Below are 17475 nucleotides of genomic sequence, written 5' to 3'. Positions count from 1 at the left end.
CTTGGTCTGGACCATCGCAGCGTCATCGCACCGCAGTGCCATCGCACCGTCATCGCACAGCCCGGCTCAGTGACCTTCCCCCACGACGTTCCCCAGGAGCGGCAGCATGCGTACCAGGACCAGGTTGTCAGCGTTGTCCGCGGCCGTGCTCGGCATGGCCACCGCCGGCGCCTTCGTACTCTCCACCGGCGGCGCCAGCGGCCACGGCTACACCGATCTGCCGGTCAGCCGGCAGAAGCTCTGCCAGAACGGCTCCGTGACCAACTGCGGCGACATCCAGTGGGAGCCGCAGAGCGTCGAGGGCCCCAAGGGCTTCCCCGGCTCCGGCCCCGGCGACGGCCAGCTCTGCAGCGGCGGCAACAGCCGCTTCGGCCAGCTCAACGCCCCGAACACCCCCTCCGGCGGCGCCTGGCCCACCACCAAGGTCACCGGCGGCCAGTCGTACACCTTCCGCTGGCAGTTCACCGCCATGCACGCCACCAGCGACTTCACCTACTACGTCACCAAGCAGGGCTGGAACCAGAACCACGCCCTGGCCCGGTCCGACCTCAACCTCACCCCCTTCCTCTCGGTGCCGTACAACGGCCAGCGCCCGCCGTCCACGCTCAGCCACAGCGGCACCCTGCCCAAGGGGCTGTCCGGCCACCACGTGATCCTCGCGGTGTGGAACGTGGCCGACACCACGAACGCCTTCTACGCCTGCTCGGACGTCACATTCTGAGCTTCGCTTGAGGCCGACGGCCCCGCGCCATGGGTACGTTCACGGCACGCCGGTCCACCGGAGCGGCGTGCCGACCCAGGGGGGCCTGATGGAAGCACTGCTGTACCTCGTGCCCGGACTGATCGTCGCCGGGTGTGTCTCCGGCGCGGTCCAGGTGATCCGCCGCACGCTGCGCACCGACCGGGCGTGGACCCGCGGCCTGACCGCCGAGGGGCGCTGTCTCAACACCTATACGAAGACCAACGGCAGCCGTGACACCGCCGCGCGCCGCACGCTCCATCATGTGTACGAGTTCACCACCCGCGAGGGCGAGCGGGTCCGCTTCGACGAGATCGGCGGCGACTCGACCGTGGTGCCGGGCGACCACGTGGTGGTGCGCTATCCGGCGGAGCGGCCCCAGTGGGCCACCGCGCTCCCGCCGGCCCGGGGGCGGCTGATCCTCGGCACAGCGGTACTGGTCGCCTTCATGGGGGCGATCACCGTGGGCTGCGTACTCTTCGCCGTGTCCGCCCACTCGGCGGTCTAGGAAAACCGCGAGGGCGGACCGGTTTCCCGGTCCGCCCTCGGCAGATGTGCGCCGCCAGGGACTCGAACCCCGGACCCGCTGATTAAGAGTCAGCTGCTCTAACCAACTGAGCTAGCGGCGCATGACTCCCGCCTTCCGCTTTCGCGGCCGGCGACAGAGAAAATACTACCCGGTCCCCGGGGATGCTCCGCACCACCTGCGGCGCCGCGCCCGCGCGGCTACAGCACCGCGCTCAGGAAGTCCCGCGTCCGCTCCTGCTCCGGGTCGCCGAAGATCTTCTCCGGCGGCCCGGACTCCACCACCCGGCCCTGGTCGAACATGAGCACCTGGTCGGAGATGTCCCGCGCGAAGCCCATCTCGTGGGTCACGCAGAGCATGGTGATGTCGGTGCCGCGGGCGATGTCGCGCAGCACGTCCAGCACGCCCGCGACCAGCTCCGGGTCGAGCGCGCTGGTCACCTCGTCCAGCAGCAGCACCCGTGGCCGCATGGCGAGCGCCCGCGCGATGGCGACCCGCTGCTGCTGGCCGCCGGAGAGCCGGGTGGGACGCGCGTCGAGCTTGTCGGAGAGCCCGACCAGCTCCAGCAGCTCGCGCGCCCGCGCCTCCGCCTCGTCCCGGGCGAGCCCGAGCACCTGGACCGGCGCCTCGGTGATGTTGCGCAGCACGGACATGTTCGGGAACAGGTTGAAGTGCTGGAAGACCATCCCGATCTTCTTCCGCACCTCGCGCACCTGCTTCTCCGGCGCCGGGAACAGCGCCTGCCCGTCCACGGTGATGGTGCCCTCGTCCGGCTGGGTGAGGGTCATCAGCAGCCGCAGGATCGTGGTCTTGCCCGACCCGGAGGGGCCGATCAGGGTCACATGTCTGCCCGCGTCCACGGAGAAGTCCAGCTGGTCGAGGACGGTGTGGGCGCCGAAGCGCTTGGTGACCCGCTCCAGCCGGATCAGCTCACCGGACCGGGTCTGCTTCGGCAGGGTGATGTCAGCGGACAAGACGTCGCTCCAGTGCTCGCAGGAGAAGGGAGGCCAGATAGGACAGGACGATGAAGGCCACGCCGATCACGGTCAGCGGCTCGGTGAACTGGAAGCTCGCCTGCGAGAACAGCCGCGCCCGGCCGAGCATCTCCAGCACGGTGATCACCATCAGCATCGGGGTGTCCTTCAGCATGGAGATCACGTAGTTGCCGAGTGCCGGGATCACCCGGCGCAGGGCCTGCGGCAGGATCACCGCGGTCCAGGTCCGCCGCCGGGGCAGGCTCAGCGCGGTCGCCGCCTCCCACTGGCCCACCGGCACGGCCTCGATCCCGGCCCGGTAGACCTGCATCGTGTACGTCGAGTAGTGCAGCCCGATGGCGACGACGCCCGTGGTCAGCGCCGAGAAGGTCACACCCCACTCGGGCAGCACGTAGAACAGGAAGAACAGCTGCACCAGCAGCGGGGTGTCGCGCACGAACTCGGTGACCACACCGACCGGCCAGCGCACCCAGCGCGAGGGCACCCGCATCAGCAGCGCCCACACCAGCCCCAGCGAGAACGACAGCAGCGAGCCCAGCGCCACCACCTGGAGCGTGACCAGCAGCCCGTGCCAGAAGTACGGCATGAAGTCGCTCACGGCGTTCCAGTCCCACGTCATGCGACGCCACCCTTCAGCCGCTTCTCCAGCGAGCGCATCAGCCGGGTCAGCCCGAACGCGATCACGAAGTAGATGAACAGCACGTACGTGTAGATCTCCGCGCTCTGCTGGAGGGCGAGCCGCACCAGATTGGCGCTGAAGGCGAGGTCGCCCATGCCCATCACCGACACCAGCGCGGTGCCCTTGAGCAGCTCGATCAGCAGGTTGGAGAAGGGCGGCACCATCTCCGGCACCGCCTGCGGCAGCAGGATCAGCCGCAGCCGCTGCCACCGGGTGAAGCCGAGCGCGATCCCGCCCTCACGCTGGGCCGGGTCGACCGCGTTCAGGGCGCCGCGCACGATCTCCGACCCGTACGCGCCGTAGGTCAGGCCGAGGGCCAGGGTGCCCGCCCACAGCGGGACCAGCTGCCAGCCGAAGGCGACGGGCAGCACGAAGAACACCCAGAAGATCATCACCAGCGCGGAGGTGCCGCGGAACACCTCGGTGTACAGGCCCGCGAGGAAGCGCACGAGCCGGCGCGGGTCGGTGCGCGCGACACCGACGGCGAAGGACACCGCCGACGCCAGCAGCGCGCTGAGTACGAGGAGCTGGACGGTCGTCCAGACGCCCCGGAGGACGAGTTCCCACAGTCCTGAGGTCATCCGCCGCACAGCTCCTTCGCGGTGAGGTCCGTCATCTCGGCCGAGGTGAATCCGAACGGCCTGAGGACGCGCAGCAGTTCACCGGTTCGCTTCAGCTCGCGCAGCTCGGTGTTGAAGGCGTCCCGCAGCCGGGTCTCGACCGGCCGGAACGCGAACGCGCCCCCGTCGACGTGCGGTTCGCCCGCCACCAGGGGCGCGAACGGCTCGGTGGACTCCGCCTTGCGGGACTTCCTGACCACCTCGCGGGTGGTGAGCGCCGTACCGGCGAACACGTCGACCCGCCCGGCCTCCACCGCGTTCAGCCCGGCGACCTGGTCCGGCACGATGAGGATGTCGCTCTCCTTGTAGCCCGCCTCGACCGCGTACTGGATCTCGGCGTACCCCGCGCCGGTGGCGAACCGGGCCTTCTTCCGCACCACGTCCCGGTAGGAGCGCAGGCCCTTCGGGTTGCCCTTGCGGACGATGAAGGCGTCCTTCATCTGGTAGTCCGGGTCGGCGAAGATGACCTGGCGGCAGCGCTCGGCGTTGACGTACATTCCGGCGGCCACCACGTCGAACTGCTGGGAGTTCAGGCCCGGTATGAGCGAGCCGAACTCGGTCGGCACCGGCTGCACCCGCTCCACCCCGAGCCGCCTGAAGATCACCCTGGCGAGTTCCGGCGCCTCCCCGGTGAGGTTCCCGTCCCGGTCGATGAACCCGAAGGGCACCTCACCGGCTATTCCCAGCCGTACGACACCCTGCGCCCGCAGCCGGTCCAGCAGCTCCCCGCCCTTCGCGCCGGAGTCGGCCGCCACCCGCGTACAGCCCGTCGCACCCAGCGCTCCCACCCCGCCCAGTGCCAGCGCGCCCAGCAGCACCGCCCGTCTCTCTCTCCGGCGTACCGACGGCCGGATTCTTTCCGTGTCCTTGCCAAGTCGAGAAGCCATGGCGGCGCCGCTACCCAGGCCCGAACGGGTCATGCGCGCCGATTTCCCGCCGGCGATGGGGAGTTCAGTGGCCGGGGACGTAACCGCGTTTCTTGTCCACCACGTTGACCAGCGGTGTTCCGGCCGCCCACCTCTCGTAGAGGTCCACGAACTGGGCGCCGAGTTCGTCCCGCCAGCCGGCCGTGTCGCCGCTCATGTGCGGGGAGACGAGCAGGCCGGGCAGGTCCCACAACGGGGAGTCGGGGGGCAGGGGTTCGGTGGTGAAGGCGTCCAGGGCGGCGCCCGCGATCCAGCGCCGGCGCAGCGCCTCGGTGAGGGCCGGCTCGTCCACCAGCTCGCCCCGGCCGACGTTGACGAAGACGGCGGAGGGCTGCATCACCCCGAAGCGGTGGGCGTCGAACATGCCGCGTGTCTGCCCGGTGAGCGGGGCGGCGGCGATCACCCAGTCCGCGCGGGCGATCAGCCGGTCCAGGTCGGCCGGTCCGTGCACACCGGCGCCCGGCACCCGGCCCACCAGCGCGGGCGTCACCCCGAGCGCCTTCAGGGTGGCGGCGATGGCCCGGCCGATCGGGCCGGAGCCGACCACACAGGCGCGGGTGCCCGCCACCCGGCGGGACTCCCGGTGCCGCCAGACCCGGTCCCGCTGGAGGTCCACCGTGCGCGGGAGGTCCTTGGCGGCCGCGAGCACCAGGGCGGCCACGTACTCGGCCATCGGCTGGTCGAAGACACCGCGCGCGTTGGTCACCACCGTGTCGGAGGCGGCCAGTTCGGGGCAGAGCAGATGGTCCACGCCCGCGCTCGCCGTGTGCACCCAGGCCGGGCGGGGGCCCTCGCCGGGCCAGGCGTCGCGTACCGCCCGGGACCGGAAGTCCCACACCAGCAGCACGTCCGCCTCGGGCAGCAGCGCGGCCAGCCCCTCGTCGTCCGTGTGCAGCACGCGGGCCCGCCCGGTGAGCCGGCCGAGCCTCGGCGGTGGATCGGCGCCCAGGACGAGCAGCGTGGGGAGGGTCATCGGCCTGCCACCTCTCCTCTCCCCGCGCGGTCGCCCCACGCTGGCACCGACGGCCCGGTGCAGTCAACGGGCCGCGCCCCGAGGAGAAGATCCCGCCCGCGCTGGGTACCCGAACCGGGAGCGGGGGTGCCCGTACCGCCGTGCGGGCCACACGGGGCGCCCTCGCGGGAAGCGGGGGAAGACGCAGGGGAGATCCCTGAACAGACCGTGGACGAAGACAGAAAGGCCGACATGACAGCGATCGGATTCCTCTGCCCGGGGCATCGCGGCGAGGACGACTACCCGCGCATCGAGCAACTGCTCGCCGGCGCGGTCCGGCTGGACCTGGTGCACACCGGTACCGGCGAGGACGCCCACGCGGTGGACCCGCTGCACGGTGCGGAGTTCGCCGGACGGCTCACGGCGGCCATGGAGGGGCTGCGGCTGACCGGCGCCGAGGCCGTGGTGTGGACCAGCCCGGCGGGCGGCTTCGCGCACGGCTGGAAGGGCGCGCACACCGAGGCGACGGAACTGGCCCGGCAGGCGGGACTCCCCGCCTCCTCCACCTCCCTGGGCTTCGTGCACGCCGCCCAGGCGCTCGGCGCCCGCAGGGTCGCCGTCGCGCACGCCTACCCGCCCAAGGCCGCCGCGCTGTTCGGCGCGTTCCTGGCCGACGGCGGCCTGGAGGTGACCGGTGCCGAGGAGGTCGACGCCCTCACCGCCGAGCGGGCCGCCGAGGGCGGCGAGGCCGAACTGCTTGCCCTGGCACGGGCCGCCGACACCCCGGACGCCGAGGCGCTGCTGCTGCCCGACACCGCGCTGCGCACCGCCGCCCACCTGGCCGCGCTGGAGGCCGCGCTCGGCAAGCCGGTGCTCACCGCGTCCCAGGTCTCGGTGTGGGAGGGCCTCAGGCTGGCCGACCGCCGGCTGCACACCGACACCCTCGGCACCCTCTTCACCCGGGAGCCCGCCACCCAGCTCTGAGGCGAGGCCGGGGGAATAAGCGGGGACTGCCTCCTGTTACGGCACGACAGGACAGAGCACGCCGTAAACAGGAGGCATCCACCGTGCCGGCAGACGAGATCCGGGGCGCCGTGCACGGCACCGCCCCCGTCCCCCTCTCCGTACTCGACCTGGTCACCGTGGGGGCCGGGAGCACCGCGAGCGACGCGCTGCGCACCAGCGTGGAGCTGGCCCGCCGCACCGAGGCGCGCGGGTTCCACCGGTACTGGGTCGCCGAGCACCACTCGATGCCGGGCGTCGCCTCCTCCTCGCCCGCCGTGATCCTGGCCCACCTCGCCGCCCACACCGACCGCATCCGGCTCGGCTCGGGCGGCGTCATGCTGCCCAACCACGCCCCGCTGGTCATCGCCGAGCAGTTCGGCACCCTGGAGGCCATGGCACCGGGCCGGATCGACCTGGGCCTCGGCCGGGCGCCGGGCACGGACGGGGCGACGGCGGCCGCACTGCGCCGCTCCGACACCCTGAACGAGGGCGCCGACGACTTCCCGCAGCAGCTCGCCGAGCTGACCCGGTTCCTCGACGACGACTTCCCCGACGGGCACCCCTACGCCCGTATCCACGCCATCCCCGGCCCGGTGCAGGGCAGTACCCCCGGCGGGGTGCAGTCGTCGCACCGGCCGGTGATCTGGCTGCTGGGCTCCTCCGGCTTCAGCGCCCAGCTGGCCGGCATGCTCGGCCTGCCCTTCGCCTTCGCGCACCACTTCTCCGCGCAGAACACCGTCCCTGCGCTCGACCTGTACCGGGAGACCTTCCGCCCCTCCGAGGTGCTGGCCGAGCCCTACGCCCTCATCGGCGTCTCCGCGCTCGCCACCGACGACGAGGCCGAGGCGGGCCGCCAGGTGCGCGCGACCGCGCTGAACATGCTCCGGCTGCGCATGGGCCGTCCCGGACTCTTCCCCGACCCCGAGGACGCGGCCCGGCACGAATTCAGCCCGATGGAGGAGGAGTTCGCGTCCTCCTTCACCCGCAACATCGTGCACGGCACCGCCGACGAGGTCCGCGCGGGCCTGGACGACCTCCAGAAGCGCACCGGCGCCGACGAGCTGATGCTCACCAGCCACGCCCACCGCGGCGACCTGCGGCTGCGCTCCTACGACCTGATCGCCGACGCCTACGGCCTGCCCGCCGCGTAACTGCTCTGTACGCCGAGCAGCTCCGTGATGCGGTCCGGCGGCACCGGGCGGGAGTAGAGCCAGCCCTGCCCGGTGTCGCAGCCGATCCGGCGCAGCCGGGTGGCCTGCGCGGAGGTCTCCACGCACTCGGCGGTGACGGTCAGCCCGAGCCGGTGGGCGAGCTGGATCATGGCCTCCACGATCACCTCGTCCGCCGGATTGGCGGTGGTCCCCGCCCCGGCCGGGCCCGGATCGCCGCCCTCGTACTGGAAGCCGCGCACGAAGGACCCGTCCAGCTTCAGCACCGAGACCGGGAGCCGGCTGAGGTAGGCCAGGTTCGAGTAGCCGGTGCCGAAGTCGTCGATGGCGATACGCACGCCCATGTCGCTGAGGGCCTGCAACGCCTGGATCGGGCGGCCCCCGGAGCCCATCACGGCCGACTCGGTCAGCTCCAGCTGGAGCAGATGCGGGGCGAGCCCGGTGTCCGCGAGGGTGCTCGCCACGTCCGCGACCAGGTCCGAGTCCCAGACCTGGCGCACGGCCACGTTCACACTGACGAAGATGGGCGGCTCGTCCGGATGGGCGAGCTGCCACTGCCGGGCCTGGCGGCAGGCGGTGACCAGCGCCCAGCGGCCGAGCTGCACGATCGAGCCGTCCTCCTCGGCCAGCTGGATGAACCGATTCGGCGTCAGCATCCCGAACTGCGGGTGATGCCAGCGCACCAACGCCTCCACCCCGCTCAGCCGCCCGTCCTCCATGCCGACCAGCGGCTGGTACTCCAGGGCGAACTCCCCGCGCTCGATGGCCGGACGGAGCGTGGAGGAGAGGGCCTGCCGGGTGACGCGGTGCGCGTTGCGCTCGGGGTCGAACAGGGTCCAGCGGGCCTTGCCGTCGGCCTTCGCCCAGTACAGCGTGGTGTCGGCGGCCTGCATCAGACCGGTCGCCGTCGTGCCCGCCGTGTGCCGCTCCACCACCCCGATGGACGCGGTCAGCGACAGCCGCCGCCCCGCCAGGTCGAACGGTTCCTCCAGCGCGCGCAGCGCCGAGGCCGCCAGGTCGGAGAGCTGCTCGGTGCCGGTGGAGTCCTCCACGAGCAGCGCGAACTCGTCCCCGCCGAGCCGGGCCACCAGCGGGGCACCGGCCCGCGCGCCCTCGGTCTCCTCGGCCACATGGGTCAGCCGCTTGGCCACGGCCTCCAGCAGCCGGTCGCCGACGCGGTGGCCCAGGGTGTCGTTGACCGCCTTGAACCCGTCCAGGTCCAGACAGCACAGGCCGATCCGCCCGGTCCCGGCGCCGTCCTCCGGCTCCGCCTCCAGCGCGGCGGAGAGCCGTTCGAAGAACAGGGTGCGGTTGGGCAGCCGGGTCACCGGGTCGTGCATCCGCAAGTGCCTTAGCCGCGCCTGTAGTTCACGACGGGCGCTGATGTCGGCGACGGACAGCAGGGCGCCGGGTGTGCCCTCGGTCAGAGGAGTGACGGTGATGCGCACCCAAACGGGGTCCCCGTCCGGTTGTTTGAGGCGCCGGGTGCAGCGCAGCCGGTCCTGACGGCCGGCCAGCACCTCGCGGTAGGCGTGCCGGGTGCGCGGGTCGGGGGCCAGGTCGACGAGGTCGGCGGCCGGGCGGCCGGCCAGCGCCTCGGCGGTCGTGCCCAGCAGCGCTCCCAGCGCGGTGTTGGCGTGCCTGACCAGCCCGTCCGGGGTCACCACGGCCATGGGGAGCGGGGCCGTGGTGAAGACCCGGTGGTAGGTCATGTGGTCACCGTCGGTCACGGCTGACCGATCGAGGTCTGCCGTGGGCGTCGGCCCTTCGGACGTTCCGCTCACCGCTCGCTCCCGCAGTGCACTCGATCCCTGTCCGTGCCGGAAAGTGTGCCGATCATAGAGGCTGGTCCCGGCCCCTTCCAGCCGGTCTCCAGTCTCCAGGACCGACCGGCCCTCCTGACAGATCGTTTCTGCCCGGACCTGGACGGGTTCTTGAGGCCCGCGATCACTTGTGACGTTCCGTGAGTGGTTCGGGGTGTCGACCGCCGGGTGGCCGCCGGGGTGGCCGCCGGGGGCGCAAACGGGCGCACTCACCCTTCCGGTTCAGGTAAACAGGGCATAGCGCAACATAAGCACACAGTCTGGGTGGCGGTGTCCCGAACCGCGACCGGAGGTCCCAGACGTGCCCAAGCTGCGCAGCACCGCCGCCGTGGCCACCACGATGTCGGCGCTCGCCGCGACCTCGATCCTCACCGGCCCCTCGGTGGCCGAGCCCTTCTCGCCCGAGCCCTGCGCGCTGCACCGCACCGACGCTCACCACTCCGAGGGCCTGGACACCTGGAACTCCGCCTACCCGCGCCCGCAGGGCACGCTGAACGCCGCCCTGGTCTTCCTGTCCTTCCCGGACGCCGTCCCGCGCACCACCCCCGGCGAGCTGACCGCCGACCACTTCCCGGCCACCAGCCGCTACTTCGAGCAGTCCTCCTACGGCCGCTTCACCCTGCGCCCGCACCCGCTGGACCGCTGGCTGAAGATGCCGCGCCCGTCCACCGCGTACCGCATAAAGCGGGACTGGGCGCCCTCGGACCGCTCCGCCTATCTGCGGGACGCGTTCGCCGTGGCCGACAAGGCACTGGACTTCTCCCGCTATCAGGTGGTCTATCTGGTCGCCGACCCGGACGCACCCGGTGTCGACTCCGACGCCACCAAGGTCGTCAACCTCGACTCGCCCGTCCGCCTCGACGGCACCGACGTGCGCCGGGTCGTCACGGTCTTCGAACAGCACCCGCCCGACCGGCTGGTGCTCGCCCACGAGACCGGGCACGTCTTCGACCTCCCCGACCTCTACCACCGTCCGACCGACGCCAAGGACGACTGGGACACCCATGTCGGCGACTGGGACCTGATGGGCAGCCAGTTCGGCGCCGCCCCGGACCTCTTCGGCTGGCACAAGTGGAAGCTGGGCTGGCTGGACCCCCGCCAGGTGGCCTGCGTCCGGGGGGCCGGCCCGACCCGGCTCACCCTGGAGCCGCTCGCCGCCGGGCCCGGTGTCCCGGTGCGGGGTGCGTCCGGCACGCCGGGCTTCGGGCTCGGCAACGGCACCAAGCTCGCCGTGGTGCGCACCGGTGCGGACACCGCCCTCGCCTTCGAGGCACGCGGCCCGGTGGGCAACGACCGTACGGCGTGCAGGCAGGGCATCCTCGTCTACCGGGTGCGCGCCGGCGTCGAGTCCGGGGACGGTCCGGTCGACGTGGTGGACGCCCACCCGCACACCGAGGCGTGCTGGGAGAACTCCGTCTACCCGCCGCTGGCGGACGCGCCGGTGTCGCTGGGGGAGAGCTTCACCGTGCCGGGGGACGGGGTGAAGGTGGAGGTCGAGGAGCGCACCCCGGCCGGGGCGTGGACGGTACGGATCACGCCGGGGGAGGGCGCGTGAGCCTGGGGTGCACGCATGAGCCGGGGTACACGAAAGGCCCCCGCTCACGCGAGGGCCTTCGTCGTCTGTGCGCCGCCAGGGACTCGAACCCCGGACCCGCTGATTAAGAGTCAGCTGCTCTAACCAACTGAGCTAGCGGCGCCTGCTGACGTCGTAGACCTTAGCACCCTGGTCGGCGGGAGGAAAAATCGATACCCGGGCCGCCGTACGGGCCGCGCGCACCGCCGCCCAGAGCACCACCTCGGGGCCCGGGAGCCAGGGGTGCCGGGTGTCCGGGGCGACCAGCCAGCGGGACCCCGCCGGGCCGGCCTCGGCCTCGCCCTCCAGCGCCGGGACGGTCACCGCGTCCCCGGTGCCGTGGCAGAGCAGCGGCGGTACGGCGTGGGTGCGCGGGCCCCACTCCTCCCAGGCCAGCAGGGAGGGCAGTCGATGGGCGGTGCCCGGCGCCGCGAACAGCAGGGTCCGGCCCCGGTGCACCGCGACCGGGCCGCAGCCGGGACCGTCCGCCCCCCATAACCGGTCCAGCATCCGCCGCCCGAACACCGAGGGCGCGCTCACCACGTCGAAGACCGTGCCGCAGGGCAGCACCACGGGGGCGCCGGGCCGCTCCTCCCAGAAGGCGAGCGTGCTGCGCGGATACGTTCCGGCCGAGGCGAGCCAGGCGGCCCCCTCGACGGTGGCGGCGGTGACGTCCGGTGCGCTGGTCATGCACACAGGTGTACCGGCGGTGAGGGAACGGTTTCCCTGGGTTGCGGAAATTGGGGACACCGGGGGGCGGGAGGGGGTATCTTGCCCGCCTGGCATATGCCAGATGCGCGGGCCCCTCGCGACGGCCCTAGTGCGGGTCGACCGCTCTGCGGCCCTCGGGGTCGGTGCCCCGCAGCAGGTCCCGGCCGAACTCCACCATCTTCTTGGCGTAGTCCTCGGTCCACTCCGCCCGCTCGGCGATGTCCGCCGCCGTCAGCCGGTCGAACCGGCGCGGGTCGGCGAGCTGGGCCGCGGCCACGGCCTGGAACTCCATCGCCCGGTCGGCCGCCGCGCGGAACGCCTGGGTCAGGTCGGTGGCCCGCGTCAGCAGGGCGCGCGGGTCGTCGATCGACTCCAGGTCGAAGAAATGCTCCGGATCGGCGGCCGCCTCCGCGGGCTCGAAGAGCAGGGGCGCGGGGCGTAGCCGCGATGGGTTCCGACGCGGCGAGGGCTCCGCCATGTCTTCATCTCCTCCTCGTACGTTCGCTGCACTCGGCCCCGCCTGCGGCCGGACCACCGTCCATTGTCCCGCGCCCACGCAAGACCGCCCCAGGGCCAGACCCGCACACGGGGTCAGGGCCTCCGTTTCAGGGCCGGTACGGCACGCGGTGTTCGGCCAGGTGCGCCAGGACCGCGTGGTTCGCCTCCCAGCCATCAGGGAACTTCACCAGCGTGCCGAGCTGGACCGGTTCCGTGGACGGGTAGGCGTCCAGGAGGTCGCTCACACCCGCGCGGCAGACCACGATGCAGGCGTGGCGGTGGCGGGAGGCGAGGACGCAGAGGCGGCCGGTCTCCAGATGGAAGGCGGTGGCGTCGGGGCGGCCGGAGAGCGGGTGCAGGACCACCGTGACGTCGTACTCCCGGCCCTGGAGCCGGTTCGCGGTGTCCACGGTGACGCCGGTGACGCCCAGGTCGGCCAGGGCCGCGCGGACCGCCGCCGCCTGGTCCCGGTGGGCGGTGCCCACGGCGACCCGGTCGGCGGTGAGCGGAGCCGGAGTCTCCGCGCGCTCGGAGAGGGCCGCGCCCCCTCGGTCCAGCAGCCGCCGCACCACCGCGGCCACCGCCCGCACCGCCTCCGGGTCGGTGCGCGGAGTGTGCCGGGCCGGCAGCTCCAGCAGCCCCCAGCCGGACTCCGCCGCCTCGTCGATCACCCGGTCCGGCGCCGACCCGTCCGACGGCACCCCGAAGGCGAGCCGCCGCTCCCCGTGCCCGGTCCCGCTGCGGAACGGCGTGTACGGATAGAAGGCCGCCGACACCAGCGGCGCCGCCGACGCGGGCAGCCGCCAGGACACCGGCAGCCGGTGCTGGGGCAGGCCGGGGTTGTGCGCGAGCAGCGTGGACACCGCCGAGGCGGACGGGTCGTAGGACAGGCCCGCCCACTGGTCGCCGCCCACCGTGGAGAACGGGTCCAGCTGGCCGGGGTCGCCGACGAACAGCGCCCGCTCGAAGAGCCCCGCCACGGCCAGCAGCGAGTCCGAGCGCATCTGGTACGCCTCGTCCACGATCGCGTGCCGCCACGGCTCGTCCACCGTGACGTGCGCCCACTTGGCGGCCGTGGACAGCACCACCGGGAGCCCGCCCAGATCGCCCGCCTTGGCCGACGTACGGACGTTCGGCAGCGCGTCCAGCGCCTTGTCGTAGGCGTCGGTGTCGCTGCTGTGCAGGCGGCCCACCGGGAGGTCGGGCGCCTTCTCGGCGAGGCGCAGGACCAGGTCGTCCACCTGGGCGTTGGTCTGCGCGACCACCATCAGCGGGCGGCCCGCCCCGGCCAGCTCCAGCGCGGCCCGGACCACCAGCGTCGACTTGCCGGCGCCGGGCGGGGAGTCGACCACCACGCCGCGCTCGGTGCCGTGCAGGGTGTCGGCGAGGATCGCGTCCGTGGCACGCGTGGCGGCGGCCGCGGGGTCGAAGTCCACGGTCGTCACAGCACGTCCTCCTCGGTCACCGCGTCCGGGATCTCCGCGACGGGCTCACCGGGCGGTCCGCCGTGCGTCCACGGGGTCTGCTCCGGGTCGGGCAGCTTGGCGCCGCCGCGCTGCTCGTGCTCGAAGAGCGTGAAGCACACCGCGTCGCCCTTCCCGGGCAGCGAACCGGGCTCCGGCTCCTTGCCCCGGCCCATCTTGTCCATGATCCGCAGCACCAGCACACCGTCCTCCGGCGCGCCCTCGTACCCGGCGAACTCCGCCGTCTGCGCCTTGCCGTTCAGCGCGCGGTACACCTTGGCGCGCTCGCCCAGGTGCGGGCGGTCCTCGGTGCGCACGGTCACCAGCGGGCGCGGGCTCGGCCGCCTGCCCTCGCTGTACGCCATGACCACCTCGGTCACCTCGCCCGCGAACGCCTCCCCGGCCAGCCGCCGGGCCGCCATCACCAGCGGGTCGTCCAGCGCCTCCTGCGCCTCCAGCCGGGCCTGCTCGCGCTCGCGGCCGGCCAGCTTGTTGGCGGCGGTCACCGCGTCGTCCCGGCGCGGCTGCGGGGGTTCGCCCGCGGTGATCCGGTCCCGGTGCGCGGTGAACGACCAGCGGTCCCGGGTCCACCGCTCCTCGACGTGCCCGCCCTCGGGGAGCGCCCGCAGCAGGTCGAGCCCCCGCCAGACCGCGTCCCAGGTCGGCCTCGTACGGCTCTCGACCAGCTCGCGGATGTCCCGCTCGGCGGCGGTGAGGGCGGCCAGCAGATCCTCGGCGCGCAGGGCGTCCTCGGCGGCGGCCAGCGCGGTGCGCGCCCGGTCGTACCGCTCGATGGCCGGGGCCAGCAGCTTGTTGTCGAACGCCGGGTCGGTGGCCGGGCCCGCCGGAGGACACAGCAACTGGCCTGCCGCGTCCCGCTCCCGCTCCGCCCGCGCGGCCGCCTCGGCGCCGGACTCGCCGCGGGGCGGGTCGATCCAGGCCAGCAGGGCGCCCAAGTGCTGGTCCTCCACCGTGGACTGGCCCGTGGCCCAGTGCCGGGACAGCACGTCGGTCAGCGCCAGCAGCAGCGAGGAACCCGGCACCCGGGACCGCTCGCCGTAGTGCGTGAGCCAGCGGCCCAGCAACGGCACGCGCGGCGGCGCCGGATACGGAGTCTCCGGCTCCTGCTCGGCCGTACGCCGGAAGCGCATGGAGCGGCCCAGCAGCCGGACGAGGTCCAGGCCCGCGCGGCTCGGCACCACGATCTGGGGCGCGTCCACGCACAGGTCGACCTCGACCTTGACCCGTTTGCCGGTCTCCGGGTCGGTGTCGGTGCGCTCGGCCGTCTCCACCGCTTCGGCGAAGGAGTCGAGGTGCGGCAGCACGACGTCGGCCAGCTCGGCGAGGAACGCGAAGCGCTGGTCGCGGTCGCGGGGCTGCGGGACGACCAGCAGCCGCGGCGCGTCCCGGTCGGTGCCGACCAGCGCGCCCAGCGGGGCGCCCGTCTCACCGGCGGTGGTCAGGGGGACGAACACCAGCGGACGGTCGGACAGACGGCGGTGCCGGACGGTCGCGGCGGGCTGGGCGCGGCCGGTGGCGACGGCCTCCAGGCGGGCCAGGGTGGCGATCAGGGACACGGCACGGCCTCCCGGTCCGCCGCCGCGGCGAGCGCCTCGGCGCGCAGGGCGGCGGCCCGGCGCAGCGCGGCCACCACCGGGTCGTCGGGGTCGCCGCTCTCGCCGCGCGCCGCCGACAGCACCTCGTGGACCGTGCCCAGACCGCCCAGCTCGGCGCGGAGCGGACGGCCCAGCCGGGTCACCGCGTCCGCCGCGCGGGACCGCTCCCGGCAGTGGAAGGCCAGCTCGCACGAGGACAGGCACTCGGGCGCGTAGGCCGCCGGGACCGCGTCCACGGCCGCCGTCAGCTCACCGGCCGGGCGCTCCGGGTCGAAGCAGGTGCCCTCGGGCAGCTCCTCGGCGATGGTCTCCACCCGGGTCAGCCGGTCGAGCTGTCGCGCGGTGACCGCCCGCTGGGCGCGCACGTCCACCGCGCGCGCGGTGGGCAGGTTGGAGAAGTCCTTCGGGCACACCAGCAGCACCTCGTGCCGTACGGCGGGCGGCGGGGTCAGCCGGGCGGCGACCGCCTCCAGCGCCAGCACGTACACCGCGGCCTGGCGGGCGGCGGCGCCCACCTTCGCCGGGTCGGCCGAGCCGTCCAGCATCGGGAACGACTTGATCTCCACCACCGTCCAGCCGCCGTCGGGGTGCACCACGACCGCGTCCGGCTCCAGGAAGGCGGGCGAGCCCGCCACGTCCAGGGCCAGCATCGGATGGTCCAGCAGCGTCCAGCCGCCCGCCGCGACCGCCTCGCGCAGCGCCAGCGCCGTACGCGCGGTACGGCCCTCGGGGCCCGGCGCGCTCAGGTCCGGCACCGCCGCGCCGGCGGGCGGTTCGGCGGCCGGGTCCAGCAGGGTGCGGGTGAGCCGCAGCAGCTCGGCGCCGCCGTCGGCCTTCACGCGGGCCTCGAAGGTGTTGCCCCGGATCAGCGCGAACTGGGACTGCCCGTAGTCCGAGGGGGCGCCCAGCGCGCCCGCGAGCGCGGCCTTGTCCACCCCGGCGCCGTCCAGGATCGCGCGTCTGCGGCAGCCCGGGTTGGCCGCGAGCGCCGCGAGGGCACGCGCGTCCAGCGCCTTGGCCGGTACGTCGGGACCGCGCAGCTCAGCGAGCCGGTGCCGCAGCGCCGTCCCCCGCGTCGCTGGGGGCGGCGTCGGTTCCGGCCGCGGGTTCGAGCCGCGAGTCGCGCTGCCGTGGAATTCGCTCACCCGCGGAAGTCTGGCATCCGTCACTGACAATCGGTGCGGGACCGGTGTTTCCGGCCCCAGTGAGCGGCGCCGCCCAGGCGGTGAGCCTCAGCCGCGCGGCGGTCGCGGCCCGCGTCACGTACGGGGCCAGGAGCAGGCCCGCGCCCATCACGGCCGCGCCCGCGACCGCGTCCAGGAAGTAGTGGTTGGCGGTGCCCATGACCACGATCGCGGTCAGCAGCGGGTAGCCGACGGCGGCGATCCTGGTCCAGCGGGAGCGCCCGTACTTCCACAGCACCACACCGCAGAACAGCGCCCAGCCGACGTGCAGGCTCGGCATCGCCGCGTACTGGTTGGTCATCCCGCCCATACCGCGCGGGGCGCTGGCCTCGCCGCCCCACCAGCCGTACGAGCTGTAGTGCGCCATGGTGTCCACGAAGCCGTGGGCGGGGGCGAGCAGACGGGGCGGGCAGGTGGGCAGCAGGACGAAGCCGATGAGACCTATGAACGTGGACGTCATCAGCCAGGTGCGGGCCGCCCGGTAGTGCTCGGCACGTGACCGGAACAGCCAGACCAGCACCGCGGGCGTGACGACGTAGTGCAGCGAGGCGTACCAGAAGTCGGCCGGCACACCCAGCCAGGGCTCCGCCGTGAAGAGGCGGTTCAGCGGGTGCTCGGCGTTCAGGTAGAGCGCCTTCTCGATGCCGAGGATGGCCAGACCGTGGTCCACGGCGGAGGAGACGTCCCCGCGCGCGAGGAGCCGGCCGGCCGTGTAGCAGCCGTAGACCAGCAGGATCAGCGGCAGCTCGGTCCACCAGCGCGGGCGGATACGCGACACCGCCCCCGTGTCCGCTGCCTCGGTCTGCGGCATCCGATCGCCCTCCCCCTTCGCGCTGGCCTGGCACCCCCCGCGGGCGCCGTGACACTTTACGGTGTCGGTCCGCCCGTCCGCGCGGGCGTTCCGGCTCTCGAAGACGCACCGATCGCCCACCGGGTTGCCCGCGCCCAGGGTGCGCCATCATGGAAGGACCCGGCGAACGGGTTTCCCCGGCGCCC

At 73.4% G+C, this 17475-nt stretch carries 17 protein-coding genes and 2 tRNA genes; 5 read left to right on the top strand and 14 right to left on the bottom strand.

Going from position 1 to position 17475, the window contains the following annotated elements; all coding sequences use genetic code 11:
- The first annotated feature begins 106 nt into the window (after positions 1 to 106).
- The gene (locus tag D0Z67_RS10465; RefSeq protein ID WP_031182461.1) at positions 107 to 721 is read left to right on the top strand and encodes a lytic polysaccharide monooxygenase auxiliary activity family 9 protein; all 615 of its coding nucleotides are present in this window, start codon (positions 107 to 109) and stop codon (positions 719 to 721) included.
- Between the two features lie 88 nt (positions 722 to 809).
- The gene (locus tag D0Z67_RS10460) at positions 810 to 1247 is read left to right on the top strand and encodes a DUF3592 domain-containing protein (RefSeq protein WP_031182460.1); all 438 of its coding nucleotides are present in this window, start codon (positions 810 to 812) and stop codon (positions 1245 to 1247) included.
- Between the two features lie 47 nt (positions 1248 to 1294).
- On the opposite strand, the gene D0Z67_RS10455 is transcribed toward D0Z67_RS10460, so the two are convergent.
- From D0Z67_RS10455 to D0Z67_RS10430, 6 genes are all read right to left on the bottom strand, one after another.
- Positions 1295 to 1368 (bottom strand) — tRNA-Lys (locus tag D0Z67_RS10455).
- Between the two features lie 97 nt (positions 1369 to 1465).
- Positions 1466 to 2239: an ectoine/hydroxyectoine ABC transporter ATP-binding protein EhuA gene (gene ehuA / locus D0Z67_RS10450; RefSeq protein ID WP_051887883.1), complete on the bottom strand. Its 774-nt coding sequence runs from the start codon at positions 2237 to 2239 to the stop codon at positions 1466 to 1468.
- Positions 2229 to 2879 (bottom strand): ectoine/hydroxyectoine ABC transporter permease subunit EhuD, encoded by a 651-nt coding sequence (gene ehuD / locus D0Z67_RS10445; protein ID WP_031182458.1) that lies wholly within the window; start codon positions 2877 to 2879, stop codon positions 2229 to 2231. Before ehuD ends, ehuA begins: the two co-directional genes overlap by 11 nt.
- Positions 2876 to 3520 carry an ectoine/hydroxyectoine ABC transporter permease subunit EhuC gene (ehuC, locus tag D0Z67_RS10440; protein ID WP_051887881.1) on the bottom strand — a complete coding sequence of 215 codons (645 nt, stop codon included), beginning with the start codon at positions 3518 to 3520 and terminating at the stop codon, positions 2876 to 2878. Before ehuC ends, ehuD begins: the two co-directional genes overlap by 4 nt.
- Complete coding sequence (ehuB, locus tag D0Z67_RS10435; protein WP_078873467.1) at positions 3517 to 4446, bottom strand: ectoine/hydroxyectoine ABC transporter substrate-binding protein EhuB; 930 nt, start codon at positions 4444 to 4446, stop codon at positions 3517 to 3519. The genes ehuC and ehuB overlap by 4 nt, the downstream gene beginning before the upstream one ends.
- A 64-nt stretch (positions 4447 to 4510) precedes the next feature.
- Positions 4511 to 5458, bottom strand: coding sequence for a D-2-hydroxyacid dehydrogenase (locus D0Z67_RS10430; protein WP_031182455.1), 948 nt, complete (start codon positions 5456 to 5458; stop codon positions 4511 to 4513).
- 231 nt (positions 5459 to 5689) lie between these two features.
- Here D0Z67_RS10430 and D0Z67_RS10425 point away from each other — a divergent pair, with 231 nt between their 5' ends.
- Both D0Z67_RS10425 and D0Z67_RS10420 read left to right on the top strand, forming a co-directional pair.
- A complete protein-coding gene (locus D0Z67_RS10425) occupies positions 5690 to 6421 on the top strand; it encodes an aspartate racemase/maleate isomerase family protein (protein ID WP_031182454.1) in 732 nt (243 codons plus the stop codon).
- An 83-nt stretch (positions 6422 to 6504) separates the two neighbouring features.
- Complete coding sequence (locus tag D0Z67_RS10420) at positions 6505 to 7593, top strand: LLM class flavin-dependent oxidoreductase (protein ID WP_031182453.1); 1089 nt, start codon at positions 6505 to 6507, stop codon at positions 7591 to 7593.
- Here D0Z67_RS10420 and D0Z67_RS10415 read toward each other — a convergent pair.
- Positions 7572 to 9395: a putative bifunctional diguanylate cyclase/phosphodiesterase gene (locus D0Z67_RS10415; protein ID WP_031182452.1), complete on the bottom strand. Its 1824-nt coding sequence runs from the start codon at positions 9393 to 9395 to the stop codon at positions 7572 to 7574. The genes D0Z67_RS10420 and D0Z67_RS10415 overlap by 22 nt on opposite strands.
- 379 nt (positions 9396 to 9774) lie before the next feature.
- Here D0Z67_RS10415 and D0Z67_RS10410 point away from each other — a divergent pair, with 379 nt between their 5' ends.
- Entirely contained in the window at positions 9775 to 10989 is a 1215-nt protein-coding gene (locus tag D0Z67_RS10410; RefSeq protein WP_051887887.1) for a M6 family metalloprotease domain-containing protein, read from the top strand.
- 68 nt (positions 10990 to 11057) lie between these two features.
- Here the strand turns inward: D0Z67_RS10410 and D0Z67_RS10405 are convergent.
- The 7 genes from D0Z67_RS10405 to D0Z67_RS10375 all read right to left on the bottom strand — a co-directional run bounded on the left by D0Z67_RS10405 (position 11058) and on the right by D0Z67_RS10375 (position 17290).
- A tRNA-Lys gene (locus tag D0Z67_RS10405) sits at positions 11058 to 11131 on the bottom strand.
- A complete protein-coding gene (locus D0Z67_RS10400) occupies positions 11122 to 11793 on the bottom strand; it encodes a bifunctional DNA primase/polymerase (protein ID WP_107059613.1) in 672 nt (223 codons plus the stop codon). Before D0Z67_RS10400 ends, D0Z67_RS10405 begins: the two co-directional genes overlap by 10 nt.
- A 31-nt stretch (positions 11794 to 11824) precedes the next feature.
- Positions 11825 to 12196: a hypothetical protein gene (locus tag D0Z67_RS10395; RefSeq protein WP_031182449.1), complete on the bottom strand. Its 372-nt coding sequence runs from the start codon at positions 12194 to 12196 to the stop codon at positions 11825 to 11827.
- A 127-nt stretch (positions 12197 to 12323) separates the two neighbouring features.
- Entirely contained in the window at positions 12324 to 13661 is a 1338-nt protein-coding gene (locus D0Z67_RS10390) for an AAA domain-containing protein (protein ID WP_031182448.1), read from the bottom strand.
- Entirely contained in the window at positions 13658 to 15256 is a 1599-nt protein-coding gene (locus D0Z67_RS10385) for a hypothetical protein (protein ID WP_031182447.1), read from the bottom strand. The genes D0Z67_RS10390 and D0Z67_RS10385 overlap by 4 nt, the downstream gene beginning before the upstream one ends.
- On the bottom strand, positions 15247 to 16440 hold the full coding sequence (locus D0Z67_RS10380) for a hypothetical protein (RefSeq protein ID WP_382851103.1): 1194 nt from the start codon (positions 16438 to 16440) through the stop codon (positions 15247 to 15249). Before D0Z67_RS10380 ends, D0Z67_RS10385 begins: the two co-directional genes overlap by 10 nt.
- The gene (locus D0Z67_RS10375) at positions 16337 to 17290 is read right to left on the bottom strand and encodes a phosphatase PAP2 family protein (RefSeq protein WP_031182445.1); all 954 of its coding nucleotides are present in this window, start codon (positions 17288 to 17290) and stop codon (positions 16337 to 16339) included. The genes D0Z67_RS10380 and D0Z67_RS10375 overlap by 104 nt, the downstream gene beginning before the upstream one ends.
- Positions 17291 to 17475: the final 185 nt, after the last annotated feature.

The sequence above is a fragment of the Streptomyces seoulensis genome (assembly GCF_004328625.1).
In the GTDB taxonomy this organism is placed as follows: Bacteria; Actinomycetota; Actinomycetes; order Streptomycetales; family Streptomycetaceae; genus Streptomyces; species Streptomyces seoulensis.
The sequence above is the reverse complement of the archived record's forward strand: the minus strand, read 5'-3'. Positions and strand labels throughout refer to the sequence as shown.

Excerpts from the sequence above, each read along its gene's own strand:
- D0Z67_RS10465 (WP_031182461.1), top strand. The coding sequence starts at position 107 with ATGCGTACCAGGACCAGGTTGTCAGCGTTGTCCGCGGCCGTGCTCGGC.
- D0Z67_RS10460 (WP_031182460.1), top strand. The coding sequence starts at position 810 with ATGGAAGCACTGCTGTACCTCGTGCCCGGACTGATCGTCGCCGGGTGT.
- ehuD (WP_031182458.1), bottom strand. The coding sequence starts at position 2,879 with ATGACGTGGGACTGGAACGCCGTGAGCGACTTCATGCCGTACTTCTGG.
- ehuC (WP_051887881.1), bottom strand. The coding sequence starts at position 3,520 with ATGACCTCAGGACTGTGGGAACTCGTCCTCCGGGGCGTCTGGACGACC.
- ehuB (WP_078873467.1), bottom strand. The coding sequence starts at position 4,446 with ATGGCTTCTCGACTTGGCAAGGACACGGAAAGAATCCGGCCGTCGGTA.
- D0Z67_RS10430 (WP_031182455.1), bottom strand. The coding sequence starts at position 5,458 with ATGACCCTCCCCACGCTGCTCGTCCTGGGCGCCGATCCACCGCCGAGG.
- D0Z67_RS10425 (WP_031182454.1), top strand. The coding sequence starts at position 5,690 with ATGACAGCGATCGGATTCCTCTGCCCGGGGCATCGCGGCGAGGACGAC.
- D0Z67_RS10410 (WP_051887887.1), top strand. The coding sequence starts at position 9,775 with ATGTCGGCGCTCGCCGCGACCTCGATCCTCACCGGCCCCTCGGTGGCC.
- D0Z67_RS10400 (WP_107059613.1), bottom strand. The coding sequence starts at position 11,793 with ATGCCAGGCGGGCAAGATACCCCCTCCCGCCCCCCGGTGTCCCCAATT.
- D0Z67_RS10395 (WP_031182449.1), bottom strand. The coding sequence starts at position 12,196 with ATGGCGGAGCCCTCGCCGCGTCGGAACCCATCGCGGCTACGCCCCGCG.
- D0Z67_RS10375 (WP_031182445.1), bottom strand. The coding sequence starts at position 17,290 with ATGCCGCAGACCGAGGCAGCGGACACGGGGGCGGTGTCGCGTATCCGC.